We start from the raw sequence: 22,873 nt of genomic DNA, 5'->3' as shown, positions 1-22,873 counted from the left end.
AGGCAAAAGGCAGAAGGGAAGGAGAAAGGTTGCAAAGTAGAAGAAAATGATAACTGTTGAGTATGCTTGTCGAGTCATTTTCCTCTGATTCATGAGTTCAGTGCAACCGTCTTGTCCATTTATAGTCGGTGCAGCGATCGCGGATTCCCGATTTTTTGTGGGACGCCACGAGGAGTTGCAACAGATGACTACTCAGATGACAGGTACCCTACCCGGTAGCTTAAATGTGGTTGGGCGCAGACGCATTGGCAAATCCTGGCTGCTTTATCACTTCTGTCAAACGTATCAGGAATACGTTTCTCAACCGGATCGGTTTATTAGCATTTATCTTTCGCTTCAGAATCCCGACTGTCATGGGGACGAGGGATTTTATCATAAGGTTGGGCGACTGTTGTGGAATCATCCCCAAGTGCAGCGTCAACCGAGGTTAATGGAGGCGCTGAGAGTTCCACAGTTTAACCGCTTGGCATTTAGTAGCGCCATGGGACATTGGAAACGACAAGGCGTGTTAGCGGTACTCTGTTTGGATGACTTTGAAGTACTAATCCGTCATTATCGGGAATTTGATGATGGATTCTTTGATAACCTGCGATCGCTTGTTGATAGTGGTGCGTTAATGGTAGTGGTAGCGTCTCCCCGGAAATTGGAATTTTATCAGCATCGGTATCGTCTCACCTCGCCGTTTTTTAATTTGAGTCAGGTGTTGGCGTTGGGGGAATTGCGGGAGGAGGAGGCGTGGAAATTAGTGCGTTTATCCGATAGTCAGGGTAAAGAGGGACAAGCGGCGTTGAGTCCCCCAGATCAGAAATTGGCAAAACAATTGGGGGGTACGCATCCCTTTTTATTGCAGTTAGCCGGAAGTTTACTTTGGGAAGCGCGTCAGCAGGGGCGAGATATAAACTGGGTTAAGGGGAGGTTTGAAGTGGAAGCAAGGCGTACTCCTGGATATAGTTTTGAATTGCACCAATTACCGCTTCCGTTGCAGGTATTGGTTCGGTTTCCCTTAAATTTAGGGCGGATGGTGAGAGGGATTCGGGGGACTGTGGATGAGATTGGTAATTTGATGGTGGGGACGGCTATTTTAATTGGAGTTATTTTAGTCGTTTTGCTGCTATTGAGTTTATTGTTTTAGTTGCTGACTGATAGAACAGGTATGTCTTTGGCAGAGGCTTGGTAATTATGACGATCACATCCCCGAAAAAGTTACGGTGCTGGAGTGGGTTGAAGGGCTTTATGAGGAACAGGTTTTTCAGGATAATGAGCGGATTGTCTCACCGACGTTGCCAGATTTGGATTTGACGAGCGAGAGGGTGACTTATGCTGGACGATGAGATATTCTGACTGTTTTATAGTCAGGTTAGGCGCTGATAATTATGACTTAGAGCGGGTTTTGTTTTTTTGTTATCGGTGAATAGCTGACTTGAGTCCCTAAACCCGCCCCTACAGAGTCCCTAAACCCTCCTCCTACATGGGCTAAACCTGCCTCTACTAACGAAGGTATCAAGACGTTTCGCTGGAATGTCTCTACATAACCGCTAACTTTTACCAATGCCAAATTTGATCATAATTACCAAATAACCCTGGCAAATCCTGACGAGCAATTTGAGTCACACCGTTAATCATTTTCCCTTCAGGAATCCCACGAGATTTGACATCATCTGCCACAATATAAACCGTAATTCCCTTCTCTATGGCCCCCTGCAAATCTTGATCCAGTTTAGGTGGTTGGGTTTGTGACTTATCTCCAAACACAAGTCCAGATGCATCTTGTCCACTCACGGCATAATTCACCGCATTCCCTCTCAGCAGAATATCCAAATCAGCCCCAGCACCTTTCATCGCTTGGGAAATCCAAACACAGGGATCATCTTGTTCTTCAATCGTACAGCGATAAGCAGATTCAATGATTTGTAGCGCTTTCATCTTAGTATCTCCAATCCTTCCTATTTCGTCGCAATAATTAACGTTCCATCCGACTCACTCGCCCATTTCCATAAATCACTAGGTTTACCACGACGACAACCATCAATCGCTTCATTTACCCCTCGCTCGTCTACACAAAGCCCGCAATTAATCCAATCTAATTGACACCCCTTAGCTTTGGCTTTTTCCTGTAATGCAGCAATCCAATCTTTAGTTAAGGGATGATCTTCTTCCTCCACACTTCTCCCATGAACCGCATTGGCATGGGGTTTTTGATGAGCAAAGGCTAAAGAAACTGCCCCTTCGTAAGCAAAAACATTCACATTATACCCACGCTCAATTGCCTCATGAATCATCCGAAACGCCGTGGTTGTCCTTGCTTGTTCAAAAGGACCATCCATAATCGAAAAGGTTAAGGTTTTGGTACTCATTTTTGTTCGCTTATCTTAGGTTACAGCCAAATTGTTTTTTGTCCTTCTGCCATGGCATCAACCACAGCCGCAATGCTAGCCACTTGCACGCCATCGCCCAGTTCTGTCTCTGAGATACCACGTTCTCTCAGGGAAAAATCATCTGCCAATACATTGACCGCCTTGAGATTTGCTAAACTATTCGCTGCCGCCGCACGAGCGGCTAATACGCCATTTTCCACCAGAAACAAGGTGGTTTCATTGCCAGCATTGGCTAAATCTGATGCCAACTGATAATTCTGACTTACTTGGGTTGAATCAAAGGAACTCCTTGATTCGATTAAGAAATACTTTGCCATTCTGCTTGGCGCTCCAACCGATTAGTCAAATCAAGCACTAATAATGCCAGGACTCCTAACTATAATACAGGTTTAATTTATTGACAAGATTATTTTTAGTTCACATTTTCGCGGGTTTGTCAATTGTTATTCTTTAAATAATGTTTAATTTTTAATCGGCTACTTTCAAGAATGTTGATTTTTGTGTAGAAACCGTTCGGCGTCATCAGACAGGGAACCGGATAAGGTAGGGTTATCGGCACAACCATGGGTGTCGAACTTAAGGTGATGGGGGATGGGGAGATTGGCGGAAAAAGAACGTTTCCTGGAAAAACGGCAAACTGTCCTGAGGACAACGGTTTGAGCCAGTAAAACCACGACATAAAGCAAAATGACGGGAACATAATCCCTGTCCCTGTTGATCTAAGGTGTTCAGTGTTCAGGGATAATTCCTGGCAATTGATGGAATTGTATAGAGATGTAGTATGCTACGTCCGTGCATTCTCACCTACAGAGCAGACTTATCGTGCCGCAATGAGCCGCATCATGTTATCTTGCTCAATTAGCGATCGCGCTTTGCTCATGCTCTCTCTCACGATGCCCAGATTGTAAAGACTTGCAGACGATGAAACCAATGAATCCTTGGCAGAAGCAATCCCTAGCCATGCTCACCGTCGGTATGATGGCGATGGGTAATGTCATGACTCCCAGCATCGCCAGGGCGACAACGGCGGCTAATTTAACCAAAAGCGCCGATTCGATTGAAATTTTTGTTCCGCCTCCAGAACGTCGAACAAGTGGCGTTTGTCCCAATTTTTTGGGACTGTATATCGACTCAATCATTAATCGTCCCAATTTAGCGGGGGGCAAATGGGGGATTGTAGTGGAATCGGTATCGAATCCGGCGATTTCCTACAGCCACAACGCCAATCAATTTCTCATCCCAGCCTCCAATAACAAACTTTTTACCACAGCCGCCGCTTTACAACGGCTGGATTCGCGAGCCTTAATTCAATCAAAGTCGTTAGATGAATGGGTGACAGTCACCAACCAGAGAAGCAGTAACAGCTATGCAGATAGCCTCCTGCGTTACATTGGTGGACCTTCTGCTGTGAAGCAGACGTTAGCATCCTTAGGCGTTGACCCCAATGGTTTTCGACAGGTTGATGGCTCAGGTTTATCCCGGCAGAATGTAGCCACACCGCAAGCATTAATCGCGACATTAAAAGCGATGATGTATGCCAAGGGGAATGATTTATTTTATCGTTCCTTACCCGTTGCCGGGGTAAATGGAACCCTGAGAAATCGCTTACGGTTACCTGAAACTCAAGGCAGAATTCGGGCGAAAACGGGGACATTACGGGGAGTGAGAAGTCTGTCTGGGTATTTGGAACATCCCTATTATGGGACGATTCTGTTTAGCATTATGGTGAATCAACCGTCTCAATCGGGACAGGTATTAGTGGGGGCGATTGATGAAATTACTTTGCGTTTGGCTCAGTTAACGCCTTGTCAGTAATCGTTGCTGTCAGTAGTCGGACGAAATAGTCTAGTCCGCGTAGGCGGACTTTGTTTGTGTAGCTGCGACTTCTAGTCGCCAAGGCAAAAAGGGGGTTTCCTACTGCAAAAGTTAGTTAGGCTAGAAACAGCACAATCTTTCATCCATTAATTTTATGGCAGGGGAACCGGGAATTAAAGTCGAAAAGCCTGTTTCAGTCTGGAAAAAACAGATAAAAGCCAATCCCAAGGGTTTATTCGCCTCACTGGGTAAAGCCGCCATTAACGGCGCGTTTCTGAAATGGGATGACTTGGCGGAAAGTGGCGTTGAGGTTCTCGAAAACCTGGGATTAGAAGCAAAACCGGGAGAAATTGCGGGATTGCTGATTGTGCGTTCCCTGATACAAGCGATGCAAGACTTGTTACACGAAAATAGGGAACTCCTAATCCAGAAACCCGATAATCTTACAGAATTGTACAACCACCTCAATACATCGTTAACCAGTAACGAGTTAATCCTTGACCTCGACTTTTTCCAGCATCCCCAAAACTTGCCGATTGTCCAAGAAGCGAAGACGGGGTTTGCTCAGTGGTTAGAGGCGTATGTCGAGAAAAAAGTTGAAGCGGAAATGATCAGTAGTCGCCTCCCCGCTTACTTTGTTTTTGCCTTAAATGACCAATGGGTTAAGCATTCCCAAGTTTATATTGCCTTAAAAGAAGTTCTGGATACACCCTTCACTCAAGCCACGAGACGAGAACAGGGATGGCTACGGTATCGCGCACGGCTGCAAAAGCGGGTAGATGAACCGATATTTTGGGAAGCATTTAGCCTCAAACAAGTTTATGTGCCATTACGGGCGTACTATGAGCAAGAGGTGGCGGGACAATCAGAGCGAAAATTAGAACGAGGGATTAGTGAGAGTAAAGACTATGAGCGAGTTATCGTAGATCTCAATAGTGAACTAGAAACCTGGTTACAGAATGCTGAAGCAGATGATGCGATTCGCTTAATCAGTGGACAACCCGGAAGTGGTAAGTCATCCTTTGCTAAAATCTTTGCCGCACAACAAGCGGAAAAGGGAGAAATTCCAATTCTGTTTATTCCCCTCCACTTATTTAAATTAGCAGATGATTTAGTAAAAGCGGTAGGGGAGTTTGTCCAGATTGAAGGATTCTTGTCTCACAATCCCTTGGACAGAGAAAATGGAGAATCGCGATTACTGATTATCTTTGATGGCTTAGATGAGCTATCGATGCAGGGTAAAATTGCCGAACAAACGGCTAAAGAGTTTGTCGAAGAAGTCCGGCGCGAAGTTGACCGATTTAATTATCAGCATCTTCGCGTACAGGTTTTGATTACGGGACGAGAAGTTGTGGTACAGGCGAACCGCAGCAAGTTTCGCAAACCGCATCAACTTCTCTATATTCTGCCCTATTTTGTGACCGAGAAAGAAAGCGATCGCCAAAAATATATTGATGATCAAAATTTGCTTGAGGAAGATCAACGCCAGGTTTGGTGGCAATCTTATGGTCAGGCAAAAGGCAAGCATTATGATGGTTTACCGCCAGAATTAGACAAGGATAATTTGGTTGAAATTACAGCACAACCATTATTAAATTATTTAGTAGCATTAAGCTTTGAACGGGATAAGCTGCGATTCTCAAAAGATACGAATCTGAATGAAATCTATGCTGATTTGCTGGATGCTGTTTACGAGCGAGGGTATGAAGGCACGAATAGACAACATCGTGCGATTGAAGAGATAACAAAAGAAGAATTTATCGGTATTTTAGAGGAAATTGCCTTGGCTTGCTGGCATGGAGATGGTAGGACAACCAGTGTCAAAGAAATTGAGGATCATTGCGATAATAGTGGACTCAGGCAAATTTTAGATCGCTTTCAAGCCACCTTACAAGAAGACTCAAGAGCCAGTATCACTCGTTTGCTGACTGCTTTTTACTTTCGCGAAAGTGGAGAGATCCGGAATAGCGAGAAAACCTTTGAGTTTACCCATAAAAGCTTTGGGGAATATCTGACAGGAAAACGTATTATTGAGGGAGTTCGGCTTATCCATGAAGATTTAGAAGAACGTAAGCGTAATTTTCGCAAAGGTTGTGATGAACGAGAGGCATTAATAACTTGGGCGACTCTCTGCGGTTTATCAGCCATGGATGAATACCTGTTCCAATTCGTCTGTGATGAAATGCGTTTACAGGATTTATCAGAGGTTCGCGATTGGCAGAAAACATTATGTCGCTTGATTGAGTTTATGCTGCGTCAGGGAATGCCGATGGAGGGTTTAAATCCTCGACCGAATTTTCAGGAAGAAATGCGACAGGCGCGAAATGCAGAGGAAGCGTTATTGGCTGTCTTAAATGCTTGTGCGAGGGTGACTAAGGAAATTTCAGAGATTAATTGGCATTCTCCTGAAGCGTTTGGAACATGGATATCAAGGTTGCAAGTGAATAAGATAGGAAAGAAAAACATACTTACCTCAGAATGTTTAAGTTTTCTGAATTTGAAAAAATGTTTTCTCTCATTTCGCAATTTTTACAGGGCAAATTTCAGGGGGACAAATCTTAGTGGGGCAGATCTTGTGGAGGCAAATCTTGTGGAGGCAAATCTTGTGAAGGCAAATCTTGTGGAGGCAGATCTTGTGGATGCAAATCTTAATGGGGCAAATCTTGGCGGGGCAAATCTTGTGGAGGCACAGTGTTTCGGGACACAACTTAGGTTAGCCAATCTTAAAGGAGCCAATCTTAGGGGGACAAATCTTTTTGGTGCGAGTCTCGAAATGGCGGATCTGAGGGGAGCCAATCTTAGGGAAGCGGATTTTGAAATAGCGAATCTTGAAGGGGCTAATCTTGTGGAGGCAAATCTTGAAGGGGCTAATCTTGGCGGGGCAAATCTTGAACAAGCCAATCTTCAAGGAACAATTCTTGAGGGTAAGGATATAAGGCTCTTCTAGACTAGCTATGATAAATTACTACAAAATAATCTCTATAATCCTTGCTAAGCAAGAATCATGGAGATGCAAAAAAGCAATTTTAATAAAACAGGCTTTTTATTTTGTTATATCCTTTGCTATTTAAGGGTTTAAGCTCATTTAAATTGCTAATTTGCCATAACCAGTCTAAGAGAGCCGGATATAAAAAGCTTCACTTAAAGTGCAAACTGAAGACAGCGATAAATCTTAGCCCTGAACAACTCACCAATTTGATACTGTAACCACTCCGCCCAACTACTACTTTGACTCAATAACACCTTGTAAAAGGGCGGGTTTACTAACATCCGGGTAAAAAAAGACGATAACCATAAAACCCGCCCCTACATTGATATCAGAAACTTTCCTCACCGCCAACCCCTCTGCGTTCCTCTGCGCTTTCCCTCTGCGTTCCTCTGCGTTAAAAAAGCCAACCTTTCCACCTCTCAACCCTAAACCCGAAATCACGCCTGATCACCACAATTCCACCTTAGCCAAAACAACCCTAGAAACAAAGCGCGATCGCGAGAACTTCTCACCCCAATATTTACGCCAACTTGGACGCCAGCCAATAAAGTTATCATCTTCAAGCTAAAGTAAGGATCGAACTTACTGGATAAATCTGTGAACCCGTTTTAACGGGTTTAAGCTTTAAGCCAGAACTTTAGTTCTAGGCTTATATCTCCCACTCTTCCACTATGAAACTATTTCCCATTCCTCGAAATCACCGCCTAATTATCGCCACCCTAATTAGCCTCTGTCTAATCCTACTTAGCTGGCTCAACTTCCCCCTCCATTCCACACCAACCAACCCCCAAACTGAACTCTTTAACCAAGTCTGGCAAACCGTCAACGATAACTTTTACGATCCCAACTTTAACGGCGTTAACTGGCAAACCATCAAAGACGACTATGAACCCCAAATCCGCCAAACCCAATCCAGGGAAGCCGCCGCCACCCTAATCAATCAAATGCTATCCCAACTCAACACCTCTCACACCCACCTCTACATCCCCAACCAACCCGCCTACTACCAAGTCTTAGGAATCTTTGCACCCAGAAACCGCGACTTACGCCAACAACTCAAACCCTTTTTTCCCACTGGCAAACTAGAATATACTGGCATTGGTATCGTCACCAAAACGATCGACAACCAAACCTTTATCAGCGCCATTCTCGAAGGAAGTCCAGCCACTGAAGCCGGATTAAAAGTAGGCGATCGCATTCTGAGTGTAGATAATCGCCCCTTCCAACCCATTGAATCCTTTGCCGATCAAGCTGGTACTCCTGTCAAAATGGTAATTCAGCGATCGCCAAATCCCAACAGTCAGCAAGAAATCACCGTCACCCCTAAATTGCTGGATACAACCACCATGTATCTCGACGCTATGGACGCCAGCACGGAGATAATTGAACAACAAGGTAAAAAAATCGGCTATATTCATATCTGGTCTTACGCCAGTGATGACTATCAAGAACAGCTTGAGGAAGAACTCATCTATGGTCGTCTCAAACAAGCAGACACTCTAGTCGTAGACTTAAGAGATGGATGGGGAGGTTCACCACTCACCGCCCTGAACATCTACACCGCTCCAAACTTAAGCTTAACCACGATTTTCCGGGATGGTACAAAATATACTCACTACGCAGGCTGGAATAAACCCGTCGTCATGCTGGTAAATGAAGGAAGCCGCAGCGCTAAAGAAATTCTGGCGTATGGTTTCCAGCAATTCAAAATCGGACCCGTTGTCGGTACGCCAACCCCTGGCGCTGTGGTGGCGGGGCGTCCATTTCTCATGTCCGATGGTAGCTTGCTTTATGTCGCCGTCGCTGATGTCTACGTGAATGGAGACGAACGACTAGAAGGAAAAGGCGTAACACCCGATATCCTGGTTCCCTTCTCCCCAGAATACGCCCAAGGCGCTGATCCGCAAAAAGAACGGGCGCTAGAGGTGGCGCTAGAAGCCGTTCAAGAGTGAAATTATGTTATTTTTAGACACAATTTATACCAACTGACATCTACCTTTGGGTATACTTAGCGAAACAATAACGTTCTGGTGGAGACTCCAGACCCGTAAATCCTAGGCAGAAAACGCAAAAGCCCAGCATGAACTCTTTGGAATTCGACCGAGAAACTGACCGGATGGCGAGAGCAATCATGACTCGCAACAGCCAAATTGGGTCAGCCCTAATTGCCGATTTAACGACCAAACTGACTCTTGAATATATTGCGGCGGTGTTAGTTGTCAGTATTGAACGTGTGATGTGGTTTGAACCAGACTCCATTATTTGGGCGGTTGAAAACCTGATTCCTGCGGATATAATGCAGGAAATTCATAGAATTACTTCATTTACCCTTTATAAACAGTGGGTGCAGAAAGGATACGTGCCAGGAAAAGACTTGAGTGTTGATGTTAGCGGTAATGTGCTGCTTAATAATTCGCTCAAAAAAGCGGCTTAAAGAGGTGGCGTGGGTAATACCCACCCAACAATCCCACCCAACAATCCCACCCAACAATCTAGGAAATAGACTATGCCATAAGCAAGTTTATTTCCTTGAAGTTTTCCCCTGACCTTCGATAACTATAAATAAGAACCCTGAAATTCCTTTGATCAGATTTACCCAACTTCCTGAGCTTGATAAATATAGGTTTGCATCAAGTTCTTCTCTGTATTTAATTTGATCAAAATATTCAACTCCCCATCCTTTTCCTCTTCCTCTAGCATCTTTAGTTTTTAAAGGTTGTGAAGAATAAATATTGACTATAATTTTTTCTTTATAAAGCTTCAATGGGTTGAGAAAATCTATTTTTATTTCTATTCCATCTTTTAACAAAGAAGAAGCATTTTTTAATTGTTTATCACATTGATCAGCCACCCAATAATAAATAACATTATTACTTAAATTTGTATCTTCGATATATATCTGTAAATTAATATTATCAATTGTGACATCCCCTCTATTAAAAATATGAAAGGAAGTTTGATATAAAGAATTGATAGATTTACCTCTATATTCTACCTTTATATCCTTTTCAATTTGCCGATCTATTTCTAAAAGTGATGATTCAGTAACTTTATTAACTCCTATTATTTGAGGCTTTTTGCGAGATAAATAATTAACAATTGCCCATCCTACTATACCAATAAATATTCCAGCAAGAAAAACTACATAGTTAGAAAATGCCTCATTAAGAAATAGTTGATCCAATTTCATATATTCAAATTTTATGAGTTTTGGGGTGGGTAATACCCACCCTACTATCTTAATCCAGATGAGACGTTGCCTATCCTATACTGTCGCGGTTTCCCACTTCAGATAAGGCAACTTCGCCGCTGTCTCCCGAACTTGGTCAACTTGCTTCACCAATTGTCCGCAACTATCCCACGTTCCTGTAATCAAAGTTTGCCGTACTCCTTCAGGCATTGACACAGAGGCTTGGAAGTCACCACAGCGAACGTCCATGGCTTCTAAATCTACCGCTATCGGCGCTTGCGGATTCTCTTCCAGGATTCTCTGTAACTGCTTCACCGTTTCCGGTTCAGCCGTAACACAGGGAACCCCCATTGCCAAACAGTTACCAAAGAAGATTTCCGCAAAACTTTCACCGACAATGGCTTGTATCCCCCATTTTTGCAGGGCTTGGGGCGCATGTTCCCGCGAAGAACCACAGCCGAAGTTGCCGTTAACCACTAAAATGTTTGCCCCTTGATACTGGGGACGGTCAAACGGATGTTGTCCTTTCGCCTGGGCGCGGTCATCGGCAAAAGCTTTGTCTCCTAATCCTTCAAAGGTAACACAGCGCAAATAGCGAGCGGGGATAATTCTGTCAGTATCAATATCATTACCCACAACGGGAACACTTCGTCCTGAGACGGTTTTCACTTGACTCATGGATTCACTCCTTTTTTTCTATAAAAAATATATCTCTATTTTGGCTAAGGGTGAGTTTGGTTGATAGGTTATACCAAATCCACCAAGAGGAGGCGATTGAAATCGCTGCTACACAAACATAGGCGAAGCCTTCCCGAAGGGGAGTCCGCCTGCGCGGACTGGGTTATAACGGGGTTAGCTAACCCAGATTTGGTATTATATGCAAAATTTGTTGGCTCAGATATAGTCAAGATGGCAGATTGCAGAAGGAAAGAAGTAAGATGGTAAGGTAGAAAGAAAGGATAACTGTTTAGACAGACATCTATTCGTTTATCGTTGATTCAATAAGAATTCCCCATAGACTTGTGTCAGGTTACTAATCGAGAAGTCTTCTCAACTCATCACAGGCATGATGTAAGGAAGACAGGGCATTACTATCAAGTCCTTGAGGACAGATTTCCCTTGATAATTTTGTTGCCGAGGCTTTAGCTAAATCGATGCTATCCCATTTTCTAATTGCGGGAGAATTCTTATAATCTGTCGTTTCATCGCAATTGCGTTCAATACTAATATAATAAAACCAGGTTTCAATATTTCTGGCTGGTACAAAAATGGCAATTTTCTCGTTAGGTAATCTTGGGTCTCGATTTAACTTGCCTTCCGGCTCGTCTAATGCTATATGCAAAGAGCGTAATATGTCATTTATGCTATTCGTATCGGCATCAATCATCACGACTATGGCACGATTTTGAAAATTTTTGCGTCTGTAGCTTTTAACCAGAGGTGCATAATGCTTGATAACGAAGTCATTATTATTGTTGACTTTCCTTCCTTTGAGATTAGGAAAATTTTTGATTTTGCGCTCCTCGAATCCACAACAGATAAGATACTGTCTGATGAATCGTTCGTGAGCAATATCTTCGCATAAAATAACGACTTCTGGTTTATGGTCTTTACTCGTCATAAATCCATCCCAGTTCGATTAGTTTAGCCAGTGATAATCCTGTATCTTGTTGGTCGGTAATGGACTGTAGACGTATAATTCCTTCATTGGCTCTCTCAAACCAATAACCAGAACTACTAGCCAAATAGTTAATGAGTGCAGGGTGATGGGAGATTAAAATGGCTTGTCCGTGACTATCTGCACCTGAACATTGATCAAAAAGTGTATTCAGCCAAGGCTGTATTTCCGGTAAGGCGAGATAATTTTCCGGTTCATCAATACACAAGGTATAATCTTCATCCGGCGCACAATATATTAAGGTATAGAGGGCAATCAGAACTCGTTGACCGTCAGATATTTCGCTCAGCTTGTAAGGTTCTTCACTTAACGATGGGAAAGATAATGATAAGATTTTTGCATCTCCAATGGGCTTATTTCTAAACGCATCGAATCCATCAATAATTTCTCTTAGTTTTATGGTCAGATTAAAAATCTTACCTTGCTCGCCAGACAGATAACTATACCAAGCTGCATAATTTGACATGTCCCATGCTGGATGGGTATCTTCCTGACGACTCTCTTCACCCATAGACAAGGGATTGATGTGTACAATAAAAAAATTAGATATCCGTTTTTTAAACCAAGTCAGTTTTTTATTTTCCTGCCTTTCATACACAAAACCTACTACAGAACGTGACCAATCAACAAATGGAAGAAATGCGCCTTGTCGAGTTGGATCATCATTATAGATAGTTGCTTGACCGACAGGCTTACCTTGCTCGATCTGAATACTAAACGTTGAGAGTGGTTGTCCATCAAAGCTTAAAGACTCATGACGCATTCTTGAGGGAAAATAATCTCCTTGATGTTCAATTTCTAGGGAGTAGTTATAGATGCCGCCATTTCCCTTAATTTCCAGTTCAAATTTCTGAATTGAACGAGTCTCCCATCGGGTTAAATCTGAACTTGGAAAAAGGTCTGAAACCTTTATATTGCCGATTATGAATTTTTGGAGTTTTTCAATTACATTAAATACAGTGGTTTTACCCGATCCGTTACCGCCTAAAAGCAGACTGATATTGTTCTCAAGTTTTACCTCAAAGTTGACAAGACATCTAAAGTTATCAATGTAAATTCTAGTCAACATAAAACATATCCTAGTTTAGTCGTGATTTTACCATACAGTTGAGAGTCATAAATCCTATGTAATCGGTTAAATTTATTTACCATTTGATAATATATAATCAACCGATGAATTAGGTTGGGGTGTATGCCTTAACCCAACCTACCTAATATTATCAGCTACTGCCGTTCATCCCTAATTCTCATAGAGAAGGCGATTAAGAATTTCTTGTCCTGCGGGATTGAATACCTGGAGACGAATAATTCTTGGATCATTGGGACGCCATGCGACTTGATACTGATAATCCCCGTTTTGCCAGATATAAAGGCGGCGTTGAGGATTTCCCCGCACTTTTGCACCTCTGAGGATTAGGTTATCGCCAGTTCGTTGATTAGTCCCGTAATACGTCAGGGCGTTGTTGCTATAGTTAATGGTGAGCGACCATTCACCCCCTTGGAAAGTCCCCAGAGGAACCCTCGCTTGGGCGACGACAGGTGTTTTAATGATAAACTCGGTAATTGTAGGCGCAGATAGACCGAGAATGGTAGCAAGCGCGATCGCTCTGATATTCATAGTATTCCCTCCGTTGCTGTAACATCAGCCTGGAACGCAATTTCCGGCTCAAACGGTTCACTATACTTTAATTTCAACCCGTTTTAACTGAGATCTGGCAAAATTGGTAATACACCCCAAATGACTCGCTCGGTGGGCAAGATTCACTAACTCTAATATAAGCGTTTCCCGCGTTATAATACTTGCCCACCCTACATAAAATTGACTTAAGCCGAAGAGCACCAACGTAGAAGCCAGGAAAGAAATTTCCGGAACCTAAAGCTTACTAGTGGCATGACCCACCTTATTTGATGAATTAGATTCGGCTTGTAGTAAGAGAACTTTAGCCTTATCTTTTGTTGGGTTTCGTTCCTCAACCCAACCTACAACCTATTCCACCATTTTAGCTAGGTCACGCCATAAATCTTTGAACCCGTTTTAACGGGTTTTAGCTTTTAGCCAGAACTTTAGTTCTTGGCTGGCTGGCTGGCTGGCTTTATGGCTACTCACAATAATTGTCTAACGTCAGAAACCTTCCCGTTAACCGCCGCCGCTACCACCATCGCTGGACTCATTAACAGCGTGCGTCCCGTAGCTGAACCCTGACGCCCTTTAAAATTACGGTTTGAGGAGGATGCACTAATCTGATCCCCTTGTAACTTATCCGGATTCATCGCCAAACACATCGAACAGCCCGGTTCGCGCCACTCAAACCCCGCTTCCACAAAGATTTTATCCAATCCTTCGGCTTCGGCGTCTTTTTTGACTCGTTCTGAACCCGGAACAACAAACGCCTTCACCCCTTGTGCAACTCGCTTTCCTTTGGCAAATTGAGCAGCTTCTCGTAAATCCGTTAATCGTCCATTGGTGCAGCTTCCGATAAAACAAACATCCACTTTTGTCCCCTGAATCGGCGCACCAGGGATAAGCTGCATATACCGATAGGCTTCTTCGGCGATCGCACGTTCTGATTCGGGTAAGCTATCGGGTATGGGAATCGCTTCATTTACGGCAATTCCCTGTCCCGGTGTAATTCCCCACGTCACCGTTGGCGCAATCTCAGCCGCATCAAAGGTGACGATATCATCATAAACGGCATCGGCATCGGAACGCATACTGTTCCACCATTCCACCGCTTTATCCCAGTCTTCCCCTTTCGGCGCAAAATCTCGCCCTTTGAGATACTCATACGTCACCGGATCGGGATTAATATAACCACATCGGGCGCCGCCTTCAATGGACATATTACACACCGTCATCCGTTCTTCCATCGTCATCTGCTCAAAGGTTGTGCCAGCATACTCATAAGCGTAGCCAACGCCACCTTTGACGCCTAGAGTACGGATGATGTGCAGAATCACATCCTTGGCGTAAACACCGGGAGGAAGTTTCCCGTTAACTTCAATTTTGCGAACCTTAAGTTTAGACAGGGCGAGGGTTTGCGAGGCGAGGACATCCCGGACTTGAGAGGTACCAATCCCAAACGCGATCGCACCAAACGCACCATGAGTCGAAGTATGGGAATCCCCGCAGGCGATCGTCATTCCGGGTTGAGTTAATCCCTGTTCTGGAGCAATCACATGGACAATCCCCTGATTCCCCGATCCAATATTATAGAAGCGAATCCCATAATCCTTACAACTTTGCTCCAACACCTGCATCATCTCTTCGGCTAAAACATCCGCAAAAGGACGCGCCTGATTTTCGGTGGGAACGATATGATCCACAGTCGCCACCGTGCGATCGGGATACAGCACCTGCAATCCCCTTTCCCCCAGCATCCCAAAGGCTTGGGGACTGGTGACTTCGTGGATTAAGTGTAAACCAATAAAGAGTTGAGTTTGACCCGAAGGCAAAGTACCGACGGTGTGGTAGTCCCAAACTTTATCGAATAGTGTTCTCTCGCTCATCTGCAAAAGGTCGTTATAGGATTAAAGATAATCACCAGTCATCTATGGGGATAGATGCTGGAGCCTTCTATTTTATCGCGACTGTAGCATGAATCTGACCATTAAAAGAGCGATCGCATGGTTCCTGGAGGATGTGCGATCGCTCTTAGGTCGAATAGCACTGAAATAAGCATTTTGGGAACACCAAAACCCTTGAGCTACCGTAGGGTGGGCATTGCCCACCAGCATACCAGTCAGTGCCATTCCTCTTAGGTCAGTCTACGCCCCATCAACGACAGCGTAACGCACCAGCGAGGGCTAAGATAGTGAATTGTGGCTTTGCCGAACAAATTCTACTGACCTGACACAGCTAAAATTGTGGGATAGATGTGACCATTGAACGCGCACAACCTGCGCCCCTACGGTTTCTGGATATAATTGTAATTCATCAAATAAGGTGTGCCACGTCACTACTAACTGACTAAGGTTTACAATGCCGGCAAAAGATGCCTTTCATCAGCTTGTTAGAACTGCCCTTGAGCATGAGGGCTGGACAATCACTCATGACCCCTATCGCATCGATTTAGGGTTTGTGGATTTCTATATAGATTTAGGTGCAGAGCGGTTAATTGCGGCAACCAAAGATGGCGAAAAAATTGCTGTTGAAATTAAAACGTTCCTGGCAACTTCGACAATCTCAGAATTCCACATTGCCATTGGGCAATTTATTAACTATCGTATTGCCTTGGAAGAAGAAGAGGCTGATAGACGATTATATTTAGCCGTTCCATTAGAGATTTATAAACGGCTTTTCAAGTATCCATTCATTCAAACTGTGATTCAGCGCAACCAAATCCCTTTAATCATTTATGATATTGACAAGGAGGCGATCGCTCAATGGATAAATTAGATTGGTATCGTCAACTAATTCAGGATTTGCTGAGGGCAAGGGCGAAGTTGCGTTCTCCCAATGATCCGATCAAAAGTCAAACTGTTTTCGATCGAGAATGCGATCACTATCAGCTTGTCAATTTAGGCTGGAAAAATAACAACACTCGAATCTACGGTTGTGCCATCCATGTTGATATCATTGATGGCAAAATTTGGGTGCAACATGATGGCACAGAAGACGCGATCGCCGATCAGTTAGTTGAAAAAGGAGTGCCGAAGCAAGAGATTGTCTTGGCTTATCACGCACCTAATGTACGAAAATATACAGATTTTGCCTCAGGTTAACCTGACGTTCCCCCATAAGCTGCCATAATCTTCGTCTAAACCTTTATTTTTAAGGGGTTCTAATTGTTGCAGCAAGCCCTACCTAGAATCGGACAAAGATCTTGGCTGAAACTTCCGACATATTGGGGTAGGCACTTGATCGTCAATAAATGCTTTGTGCAAATCAATTTTAGTATAAGTTGTTTCCCCACCCTTTATATTAACTGAGACAGTTCCTCCACAACAACTGTTTTTAAACCATCCTTTAGCCGGAAGACGACTTAAATGGATAGGTTCAGAACTGGGCAGATTTTCAGCACATTGTTTGGATAGCTGAGTACACAAAATATGAGCCTCTGGAACCGATACGCTTATCCCCTCTATGATTTCTTCACGAGGATTATTGAAACGATTGCGATCAATTGAAAAGATTATCAACTTAGGCTTTGTAAAATCACATAACTCTTGAGCAAATGCTTTACCATCTGCGCCACCCGGTTTTCCGCCATGATGAGGAAAGACAAGTATATCCGCGCTGATATCAGGTTCGTCCTGTAGCAGATTTTCCAATCCTATTTTGTCAATATCTGCCGCTAATATGGCGACTCGGTGAGAATTATGGACTATGCCAATCACAACAGATATGGAGTTGGAAGTCAATCGCCTCCCTTGTAAATCTCTTCCCCCAGCACCACCGAGGATCAATTCAGGTGTTGGAGCCAGAATTTGTATATCTACTTGACCAATATTTAACGTTCCTGACTTGGTTGTAGTTAATTCCGTTGAAACTACCGTTCCAAAACGTTTTCTGGCATCTTTTAAAGCAATTCGTAGATCCTGCCAAATTTCACTCTTTTTAATGGCATCAGGATTTAAGTGAATATTATGTATCTTGAGATTCTCATCTAATAGCAGATTAACAATACCTGCAATATGGTCTGCATCTGCATGAGAAATTAAAATATGGGAAATGAATTGAATCGATCTATACTCAATAATTTCTCTTAATGTATTGCCATAGGGACAGTCAATAACAACCACACCTTCTGTATCTCGGAGAACAGAACAATTACCGTGACCAACATCTACAATAATAAGTTCAGGCAAGTCCATCATCGTCATCTGGCTCAGGTGCTAACTCAAATTTATCGAAGTATAAATCATCGGCATTATCCGCTCCAATATTAACGTGAGCAAATAGACGGACACCTTTTCTTAGGGCATCAGCTCGAATAGCATCAGGAATCAGTGAAGCTGGAAAACGGACGGCTTTATGGGGATTCCAACCAATAACAAAGGCATCAACCACAGGTTCATTAGATGCTTGGTCAACGTTGGCAATTCTTACTAATGTTCTAGAAGGTTTTCTGGTAATTGGCAGATGACCAGCAAGTTCTTGTTGACAAGCTTCAATTCCTTTGCTGATACTTGACGCATTTGCTTTGTCTCGACTTAACAAGACAGGAATTTTTTGTCTCCATTTTCTAATGGAAAAAGAAGTGTCAATTTCCACAAACTGAGATATCAGTAATGATGGAAATTTCAGATCATACAAGGTGGCAACTAATTCAGCACCCGAAAAATTAGCCAGTCCAGAATTAGTCAAGCGATTATCACAAATAGCACCTTGAGTATTTTCTAAAATAACTGAGGCTAAATCATTGACGTTTGTAAAATGACCCGTGACGACTAAAAAAGGTTCATACCCAGCGTCCTCTACTTCCCAGCCAGTTGCTTCTGCTAATTCTGCTTCATCATCAACTATCGCTATTTTCTGATTAGATTGAATAACTGTCATAACAGCTAACCTCCAACAAGTGGTAGTTCTATGATAAATTCTGCTCCACCTAATTCTCCCTGAGCAATTGCCTGCACTTTTCCTCCCAAGTCAGTCACTGAATCTTTAACTATAGTTAGTCCCAATCCTGTCCCACCTGGTTTAGTTGTTTGACCCGGTAACCAAATGTCATTTAAGTTTATATCTCTAATTCCTAAACCATTATCTAAAATTTTGATCTGCACGTAACTTTCGATAATTTCAGTAACGATCCTTACCTGGCGTCCTTCTGTACGTGAACCTTCTACATTAAAAGCATTAATGGTATTAGTCAAAATATTCGTAATAATCGCTTCTAAGAGAGCCGTACTTCCGAGAATAAAATACTGATTATTAATACTACTTTTTACTACCTCTATTTTGCTGTCTTTAAGAAAAGGAGAAAATAGTTCAAGTATATCATCAATGACAAGGCTAACCTCAACACGACCCGTTTTACGCTTTTCTCGCTTTAATAAATGCAAAGGAAACCTGGAAAAACTCAGTAACGACTTGCTGACTTTATGAAGGATCTCTACTGGTTTTGCAAAAGATTTGAAATATATCTCTCCTGGTAGTTCTTGACCTTTTTTTTCTATTCGTTTAGCGACTTTCTCGATTAACGTGACAGGTTTACCAGACTCATGAGCAAAAACGGCTGCTGTTGTTCCGGCTGTCGCCAGACTTCGATAGAGTTGAAGATCTTCCCGTAGTGCTTTTGTTTCACGCTCTTTTACCTCTTCGTACCGTTGAATTACCTTGCGTACTGTGTCACGGGATTGCTGTGGCACCGCTTTTTCAATAACACTTTCAATATTTCTTTTAGCAGAAATGACATCCCGACTCGATTCTTGTTTGACTATTTGTCGTTTATTTTCAGTTTGTTTAAGCCTCTCTTTTGCCATCCAGTTCAATACATCAATGGCAAAGCGCTTTAGCTCAATAAAAGCTTCATTTTCTATAAAACCTAGTCTATCGGTCTTTTGGATCAACCGATCATCAGGATCATTGACAATTATCCGACCAATAACAGTACTGGTCGAGGGACGTACTTCTGGGTTTCTTGCTCGTGCATAATTTAATTTCAGCCAATCATCTCCTTGGTCGCCATAGGGTTTCACCCGCAAACCCCTGTGGTATAAATGAACATTACCAACTTCTGATAGCCATTCTCTAACCTGTCCGAAAGAAGCTGTTTTTGCAGAGAAATTTTGAGGATTTAGTAAAAATACCCATAACTCAAATTTTGCGGGTACTGTTTTGTAGTTTTCTTGAGAAATATCACTATCCTTTGCCTGAAATAGCAAGTTTTCTTTCCAGTCTAATACGGAGGCTTCTACAACTCCATTTCCATTAACTGACGACTTCAAATGATATTCAGCATCCTTCAAATAAGACTCATTGACTTGTTTTTCAAGATCAGCAAATTCTGGAGCAATCAGCCTAGGGCGGAAAGAGACACGACTATCAAATGGATCTGCCAAGAATAAAAGTTCTCTTGCTAATCTTTTTACCTCTCGCCGACCAAACTTTATACTTAAATCCTGAATGAAAATTTCAGTTCCTTGTGGCGAGTTAGTCATATCTTTTTGGACATTGAAGGAAATGTCTTCCACAACAGATGCTTGCTCAAAATCTTGCCAATTAATAGTCAGAGAATACTCAACTTCAGGTTCATTTTTAGGTCGGGTTTTTAAGTGTACTTTCGACCCTTGTCTCAACGCAGCTAACCGACCTAATCCTTTATCACCAACAGGTAAACGTCCCAGAGCAGTAGGTTCGCGGGCAGCTTTTTTTGACCGACCTAATACAAACCATCCCTCACTAATAGCCGCGAGATCCATACCAATACCGTTATCTGAAATCAGGATGGAACCACCTGTGGTGTCAGTATTGATAAGCTCTACTGTACATTGGGTCGCATCAGCATCATAAGAATTCTTCACCAATTCGATAATTCCTTGGTCAGGATTAGGAATCAGTTCTTCACCTAATCTATTCAGGATATTGGGTGAAAACTTAAAATGCATGATCGTATCGCTGTGATTTGAAAACCAATCGCTCTGTACCTCGTATTGTAAATCATGAAATTTGTCTAGCAGCCTTAGTTCTCCTATGTATTCATATCGAGGAAAGAAAACGCTCTATAACAAGGTGTCATCGCTGGCGAGAGTTCTCTTATCTCAATTATCCGCGATCGCTATAGTGGTATCGAGCTTGGAGAAAATCAATGCGGTCATCACTCACCATATAAACGATGCGATCAGCTTGAGTTAAACGGCGCGACCAGATATTAGCATCCTGATACTTCAATCGTTCAGGTTTTCCTGTTCCTGTAAAGGGATAACGGCTTATCTGTTCTACTAACGATAAAAGCCGGAGTGCAATTTTTCTATTTGTCTGTACCCAGTAAGCCAGATCTTCCAGAAATTGGGAGTCGAACACAAGATCACGTTCTAATCTCTCTTCCTGAGCGGGTTCAGACTGGGGAGGTTCAGATTCTGGATACTCCGATTGAGACGTTTTACGCTTCTTCGCCAAGTCCAAACTCCTGACGTAAATCGTCTATACTGCGAGGCGGAAAAGTCCGCGCCTTGGCACGTTGTATCGCCGCAAGCAGACGCGCTGCATTCTCTGGTGACTGAAATAAATAAGCTGTTTCTATGATGCGGTTCAGTTCGTTGATCGGAATAATCGCGACACTCTCAGAACCATCACGAGTAACAATGACGGCTTCGCGGCTGGCAATAGCCTCTTCATAAATTTTGTCAAAATTACTACACGCTTGGGTGTAGGTTATCTGGCTTTGCATTGTCTTATAGTTGGTCTATTGGTTTAATAAGTTAGGTACAGTTAAACTGTCTCTGATGTGATCTTAGCGTGACTCTCCCACTGAAATCATTTAAGTTAGTGCCATTCAGGTTAAATTTGCTCATTTTTCACTCCAGCCTTATTCAGAATATCATAGAGAGAAGAGATTTTATTCCTCCCTTGACTACGTTGCTTACAGTAAGTGAAAATAATACGTTGCTTTGCACGCGATAACGCTACGAAGAAAGCACAACGAGATTCTTCAGGTTGATTCGGAAAACTCCACCATGCATCGTCGTCCAGCCCAACAAAAATTACAGTATGATGCTCTAAGCCCTTACTTTTATGGATAGTCATAATTGGCACTGAGTCATAACCTTCAAAATCGCCTAGCACTGCATCCCAGTCCCTGCCTTGAACTATTTCGCAACTCCGAAGCAGTTGATCAATAATTTTTTCACGTAACTCTTCGTATCTGTTCCCTTGCTGATATTCGGGGTAAATAAGCTTGATGGTATAGCGCTTCGCGCTGGTGTAGTTACAAGTTATAATCAAGAATGTACAACCAAGAGAGTGGATCTACTAGCCATGGCGATCGCTTATAGTCAAAAAATACGAATACGTGCATTGGAGCTGATAGGGAATGGTGTGTCAGTCAGTCAAGTGAGTCGGGCATTTAAGATTAGTCGCCCAACTCTTTATAGATGGAAAGAACAGCGGGATAAAACGGGTTCTACCGCTCCCTTAAAAAGCCAACCACCCGCTCAAAAATGTGTGATAAAAGACTGGAATAAGTTTAAAGAATTAGAGAAAAGCCAACCCGGACAAAACTCAAAAAGAATTAGCTCAACTGTGGGGGAATGTCAGCCATCATACAATTAGTAGAGGATTCAAGAAAATTGGCTACACTCGTAAAAAAAAACTTATGGCTATCAGGAGAGATGTGAAGACGCCAGATGCGAGTTTAAACAAAAACTAGCCAAATATAGACTAAAACAGGTAATATACATAGATGAAAGCGGAATCAACAATAATGAAAGCTATCCATAATGATGGAGCCAAAAAGGGGAAAGATTATATAGTATGCGACCCGGGAAACGCCAAGATAGACTAAGTATTATCGGCGCTTTATGTGACGGTAATTTTGGCTCTTCTAGAGTAATTATGATAAATTACCTGTAAAGAAAAACAAATAATTGAAATATTTTTACACTCAAAGTTGCTTTGAGTTCCTGCTGTACATTGATTTGAGGTCAGCTTTTATGATATAAAGTATTCTGAAAATGAACAGCAAAAATCAAAGATTAATACTATGCCATCTAACTCCCTTTTATTTTTCGTTACAAAACTTATCAAGTTTGAGGGTTTTAAAGCCACTAACTATTGGTTTATAACCGAAAATGAAATCTTAATTGAATTAGCGAATAAATCCAATAAAGCCACCTGTCCTTATTGCCACAAATCAACTGATAAAATACATCAATCTCATCAATATAGA

At 42.6% G+C, this 22,873-nt stretch carries 27 protein-coding genes and 1 pseudogene; 11 read left to right on the top strand and 17 right to left on the bottom strand.

Annotation, left to right across the window (positions count from 1 at the left end; genetic code table 11):
- Positions 1-91: 91 nt before the first annotated feature.
- Both RID53_RS09600 and RID53_RS09595 read left to right on the top strand, forming a co-directional pair.
- Complete coding sequence (locus tag RID53_RS09600; RefSeq protein ID WP_446387892.1) at positions 92-1,132, top strand: ATP-binding protein; 1,041 nt, start codon at positions 92-94, stop codon at positions 1,130-1,132.
- A gap of 76 nt (positions 1,133-1,208) precedes the next feature.
- Positions 1,209-1,331: a hypothetical protein gene (locus tag RID53_RS09595; RefSeq protein WP_446387891.1), complete on the top strand. Its 123-nt coding sequence runs from the start codon at positions 1,209-1,211 to the stop codon at positions 1,329-1,331.
- 211 nt (positions 1,332-1,542) lie between these two features.
- Here the strand turns inward: RID53_RS09595 and RID53_RS09590 are convergent, their stop codons facing one another.
- From RID53_RS09590 to RID53_RS09575, 4 genes are all read right to left on the bottom strand, one after another.
- Complete coding sequence (locus tag RID53_RS09590) at positions 1,543-1,923, bottom strand: hypothetical protein (protein WP_446387890.1); 381 nt, start codon at positions 1,921-1,923, stop codon at positions 1,543-1,545.
- A 20-nt stretch (positions 1,924-1,943) separates the two neighbouring features.
- Positions 1,944-2,354 carry a DsrE/DsrF/TusD sulfur relay family protein gene (locus RID53_RS09585; protein WP_446387889.1) on the bottom strand — a complete coding sequence of 137 codons (411 nt, stop codon included), beginning with the start codon at positions 2,352-2,354 and terminating at the stop codon, positions 1,944-1,946.
- Between the two features lie 20 nt (positions 2,355-2,374).
- Entirely contained in the window at positions 2,375-2,692 is a 318-nt protein-coding gene (locus tag RID53_RS09580) for a DsrH/TusB family sulfur metabolism protein (protein ID WP_446387888.1), read from the bottom strand.
- 165 nt (positions 2,693-2,857) lie between these two features.
- Positions 2,858-3,061, bottom strand: a complete 204-nt coding sequence (locus RID53_RS09575) for a hypothetical protein (protein ID WP_446387887.1) — start codon at positions 3,059-3,061, stop codon at positions 2,858-2,860.
- Between the two features lie 235 nt (positions 3,062-3,296).
- On the opposite strand from RID53_RS09575, the gene RID53_RS09570 reads away from it, so the two are divergent.
- From RID53_RS09570 to RID53_RS09550, 5 genes are all read left to right on the top strand, one after another.
- Positions 3,297-4,190, top strand: a complete 894-nt coding sequence (locus RID53_RS09570; RefSeq protein ID WP_446387886.1) for a D-alanyl-D-alanine carboxypeptidase — start codon at positions 3,297-3,299, stop codon at positions 4,188-4,190.
- Positions 4,191-4,344: 154 nt separating this feature from the next.
- On the top strand, positions 4,345-7,137 hold the full coding sequence (locus RID53_RS09565) for a pentapeptide repeat-containing protein (RefSeq protein WP_446387885.1): 2,793 nt from the start codon (positions 4,345-4,347) through the stop codon (positions 7,135-7,137).
- 364 nt (positions 7,138-7,501) lie between these two features.
- Positions 7,502-7,747, top strand: coding sequence for a hypothetical protein (locus RID53_RS09560; RefSeq protein ID WP_446387884.1), 246 nt, complete (start codon positions 7,502-7,504; stop codon positions 7,745-7,747).
- A gap of 103 nt (positions 7,748-7,850) precedes the next feature.
- Positions 7,851-9,131 (top strand): S41 family peptidase, encoded by a 1,281-nt coding sequence (locus RID53_RS09555; RefSeq protein ID WP_446387883.1) that lies wholly within the window; start codon positions 7,851-7,853, stop codon positions 9,129-9,131.
- Between the two features lie 128 nt (positions 9,132-9,259).
- Positions 9,260-9,613 carry a hypothetical protein gene (locus RID53_RS09550; protein ID WP_446387882.1) on the top strand — a complete coding sequence of 118 codons (354 nt, stop codon included), beginning with the start codon at positions 9,260-9,262 and terminating at the stop codon, positions 9,611-9,613.
- An 87-nt stretch (positions 9,614-9,700) separates the two neighbouring features.
- Here RID53_RS09550 and RID53_RS09545 read toward each other — a convergent pair whose 3' ends face one another.
- The 7 genes from RID53_RS09545 to RID53_RS09515 all read right to left on the bottom strand — a co-directional run bounded on the left by RID53_RS09545 (position 9,701) and on the right by RID53_RS09515 (position 15,797).
- The gene (locus RID53_RS09545) at positions 9,701-10,369 is read right to left on the bottom strand and encodes a hypothetical protein (protein WP_446387881.1); all 669 of its coding nucleotides are present in this window, start codon (positions 10,367-10,369) and stop codon (positions 9,701-9,703) included.
- Between the two features lie 75 nt (positions 10,370-10,444).
- On the bottom strand, positions 10,445-11,047 hold the full coding sequence (gene leuD / locus RID53_RS09540; protein WP_446387880.1) for a 3-isopropylmalate dehydratase small subunit: 603 nt from the start codon (positions 11,045-11,047) through the stop codon (positions 10,445-10,447).
- Positions 11,048-11,402: 355 nt separating this feature from the next.
- The gene (locus tag RID53_RS09535) at positions 11,403-11,990 is read right to left on the bottom strand and encodes a hypothetical protein (RefSeq protein WP_446387879.1); all 588 of its coding nucleotides are present in this window, start codon (positions 11,988-11,990) and stop codon (positions 11,403-11,405) included.
- Entirely contained in the window at positions 11,980-13,116 is a 1,137-nt protein-coding gene (locus RID53_RS09530) for an AAA family ATPase (RefSeq protein WP_446387878.1), read from the bottom strand. The genes RID53_RS09535 and RID53_RS09530 overlap by 11 nt, the downstream gene beginning before the upstream one ends.
- 171 nt (positions 13,117-13,287) lie before the next feature.
- Positions 13,288-13,665 (bottom strand): hypothetical protein, encoded by a 378-nt coding sequence (locus RID53_RS09525; RefSeq protein ID WP_446387877.1) that lies wholly within the window; start codon positions 13,663-13,665, stop codon positions 13,288-13,290.
- A 485-nt stretch (positions 13,666-14,150) separates the two neighbouring features.
- Positions 14,151-15,554, bottom strand: a complete 1,404-nt coding sequence (gene leuC, locus RID53_RS09520) for a 3-isopropylmalate dehydratase large subunit (RefSeq protein ID WP_446387876.1) — start codon at positions 15,552-15,554, stop codon at positions 14,151-14,153.
- Between the two features lie 72 nt (positions 15,555-15,626).
- On the bottom strand, positions 15,627-15,797 hold the full coding sequence (locus tag RID53_RS09515) for a hypothetical protein (RefSeq protein WP_446353212.1): 171 nt from the start codon (positions 15,795-15,797) through the stop codon (positions 15,627-15,629).
- A gap of 229 nt (positions 15,798-16,026) precedes the next feature.
- Between RID53_RS09515 and RID53_RS09510 the strand changes: the two genes are divergently transcribed.
- Together RID53_RS09510 and RID53_RS09505 are read left to right on the top strand one after the other, a co-directional pair.
- Positions 16,027-16,443 carry a XisH family protein gene (locus RID53_RS09510; protein ID WP_446387875.1) on the top strand — a complete coding sequence of 139 codons (417 nt, stop codon included), beginning with the start codon at positions 16,027-16,029 and terminating at the stop codon, positions 16,441-16,443.
- Complete coding sequence (locus RID53_RS09505; protein WP_446387874.1) at positions 16,431-16,769, top strand: element excision factor XisI family protein; 339 nt, start codon at positions 16,431-16,433, stop codon at positions 16,767-16,769. The genes RID53_RS09510 and RID53_RS09505 overlap by 13 nt, the downstream gene beginning before the upstream one ends.
- A gap of 78 nt (positions 16,770-16,847) precedes the next feature.
- On the opposite strand, the gene RID53_RS09500 is transcribed toward RID53_RS09505, so the two are convergent.
- The 6 genes from RID53_RS09500 to RID53_RS09475 form a co-directional block, all read right to left on the bottom strand.
- On the bottom strand, positions 16,848-17,870 hold the full coding sequence (locus RID53_RS09500; protein ID WP_446387873.1) for a ComEC/Rec2 family competence protein: 1,023 nt from the start codon (positions 17,868-17,870) through the stop codon (positions 16,848-16,850).
- Positions 17,848-18,546 carry a hypothetical protein gene (locus RID53_RS09495; protein ID WP_446387872.1) on the bottom strand — a complete coding sequence of 233 codons (699 nt, stop codon included), beginning with the start codon at positions 18,544-18,546 and terminating at the stop codon, positions 17,848-17,850. Before RID53_RS09495 ends, RID53_RS09500 begins: the two co-directional genes overlap by 23 nt.
- A 5-nt stretch (positions 18,547-18,551) precedes the next feature.
- A complete protein-coding gene (locus RID53_RS09490) occupies positions 18,552-20,594 on the bottom strand; it encodes a sensor histidine kinase (protein ID WP_446387871.1) in 2,043 nt (680 codons plus the stop codon).
- A 157-nt stretch (positions 20,595-20,751) separates the two neighbouring features.
- Positions 20,752-21,009 (bottom strand): Txe/YoeB family addiction module toxin, encoded by a 258-nt coding sequence (locus RID53_RS09485; RefSeq protein ID WP_446387910.1) that lies wholly within the window; start codon positions 21,007-21,009, stop codon positions 20,752-20,754.
- Positions 21,010-21,088: 79 nt separating this feature from the next.
- On the bottom strand, positions 21,089-21,376 hold the full coding sequence (locus RID53_RS09480; RefSeq protein WP_446387870.1) for a type II toxin-antitoxin system Phd/YefM family antitoxin: 288 nt from the start codon (positions 21,374-21,376) through the stop codon (positions 21,089-21,091).
- Positions 21,377-21,486: 110 nt separating this feature from the next.
- Positions 21,487-21,930, bottom strand: coding sequence for a 3'-5' exonuclease (locus RID53_RS09475; protein ID WP_446387869.1), 444 nt, complete (start codon positions 21,928-21,930; stop codon positions 21,487-21,489).
- An 18-nt stretch (positions 21,931-21,948) separates the two neighbouring features.
- Here RID53_RS09475 and RID53_RS09470 point away from each other — a divergent pair, with 18 nt between their 5' ends.
- Entirely contained in the window at positions 21,949-22,257 is a 309-nt protein-coding gene (locus RID53_RS09470; protein WP_446387868.1) for an IS630 transposase-related protein, read from the top strand.
- A gap of 430 nt (positions 22,258-22,687) precedes the next feature.
- A pseudogene (locus RID53_RS09465) lies at positions 22,688-22,873 on the top strand (hypothetical protein); the annotation flags it as partial.

It is taken from the genome of Coleofasciculus sp. B1-GNL1-01 (assembly GCF_040220235.1).
Lineage (GTDB): Bacteria > Cyanobacteriota > Cyanobacteriia > Cyanobacteriales > Coleofasciculaceae > Coleofasciculus.
This window is presented reverse-complemented; position numbering and strand designations above follow the sequence as displayed.

Bases quoted from the DNA above. Each gene is read 5' to 3' on its own strand.
- RID53_RS09600 (WP_446387892.1), top strand. From the start codon at position 92: ATGAGTTCAGTGCAACCGTCTTGTCCATTTATAGTCGGTGCAGCGATC.
- RID53_RS09590 (WP_446387890.1), bottom strand. From the start codon at position 1,923: ATGAAAGCGCTACAAATCATTGAATCTGCTTATCGCTGTACGATTGAA.
- RID53_RS09585 (WP_446387889.1), bottom strand. From the start codon at position 2,354: ATGAGTACCAAAACCTTAACCTTTTCGATTATGGATGGTCCTTTTGAA.
- RID53_RS09580 (WP_446387888.1), bottom strand. From the start codon at position 2,692: ATGGCAAAGTATTTCTTAATCGAATCAAGGAGTTCCTTTGATTCAACC.
- RID53_RS09570 (WP_446387886.1), top strand. From the start codon at position 3,297: ATGAAACCAATGAATCCTTGGCAGAAGCAATCCCTAGCCATGCTCACC.
- RID53_RS09565 (WP_446387885.1), top strand. From the start codon at position 4,345: ATGGCAGGGGAACCGGGAATTAAAGTCGAAAAGCCTGTTTCAGTCTGG.
- RID53_RS09555 (WP_446387883.1), top strand. From the start codon at position 7,851: ATGAAACTATTTCCCATTCCTCGAAATCACCGCCTAATTATCGCCACC.
- RID53_RS09550 (WP_446387882.1), top strand. From the start codon at position 9,260: ATGAACTCTTTGGAATTCGACCGAGAAACTGACCGGATGGCGAGAGCA.
- RID53_RS09545 (WP_446387881.1), bottom strand. From the start codon at position 10,369: ATGAAATTGGATCAACTATTTCTTAATGAGGCATTTTCTAACTATGTA.
- leuD (WP_446387880.1), bottom strand. From the start codon at position 11,047: ATGAGTCAAGTGAAAACCGTCTCAGGACGAAGTGTTCCCGTTGTGGGT.
- RID53_RS09535 (WP_446387879.1), bottom strand. From the start codon at position 11,990: ATGACGAGTAAAGACCATAAACCAGAAGTCGTTATTTTATGCGAAGAT.
- RID53_RS09530 (WP_446387878.1), bottom strand. From the start codon at position 13,116: ATGTTGACTAGAATTTACATTGATAACTTTAGATGTCTTGTCAACTTT.
- RID53_RS09525 (WP_446387877.1), bottom strand. From the start codon at position 13,665: ATGAATATCAGAGCGATCGCGCTTGCTACCATTCTCGGTCTATCTGCG.
- leuC (WP_446387876.1), bottom strand. From the start codon at position 15,554: ATGAGCGAGAGAACACTATTCGATAAAGTTTGGGACTACCACACCGTC.
- RID53_RS09515 (WP_446353212.1), bottom strand. From the start codon at position 15,797: ATGGCACTGACTGGTATGCTGGTGGGCAATGCCCACCCTACGGTAGCT.
- RID53_RS09510 (WP_446387875.1), top strand. From the start codon at position 16,027: ATGCCGGCAAAAGATGCCTTTCATCAGCTTGTTAGAACTGCCCTTGAG.
- RID53_RS09505 (WP_446387874.1), top strand. From the start codon at position 16,431: ATGGATAAATTAGATTGGTATCGTCAACTAATTCAGGATTTGCTGAGG.
- RID53_RS09500 (WP_446387873.1), bottom strand. From the start codon at position 17,870: ATGACGATGATGGACTTGCCTGAACTTATTATTGTAGATGTTGGTCAC.
- RID53_RS09495 (WP_446387872.1), bottom strand. From the start codon at position 18,546: ATGACAGTTATTCAATCTAATCAGAAAATAGCGATAGTTGATGATGAA.
- RID53_RS09490 (WP_446387871.1), bottom strand. From the start codon at position 20,594: ATGCATTTTAAGTTTTCACCCAATATCCTGAATAGATTAGGTGAAGAA.
- RID53_RS09480 (WP_446387870.1), bottom strand. From the start codon at position 21,376: ATGCAAAGCCAGATAACCTACACCCAAGCGTGTAGTAATTTTGACAAA.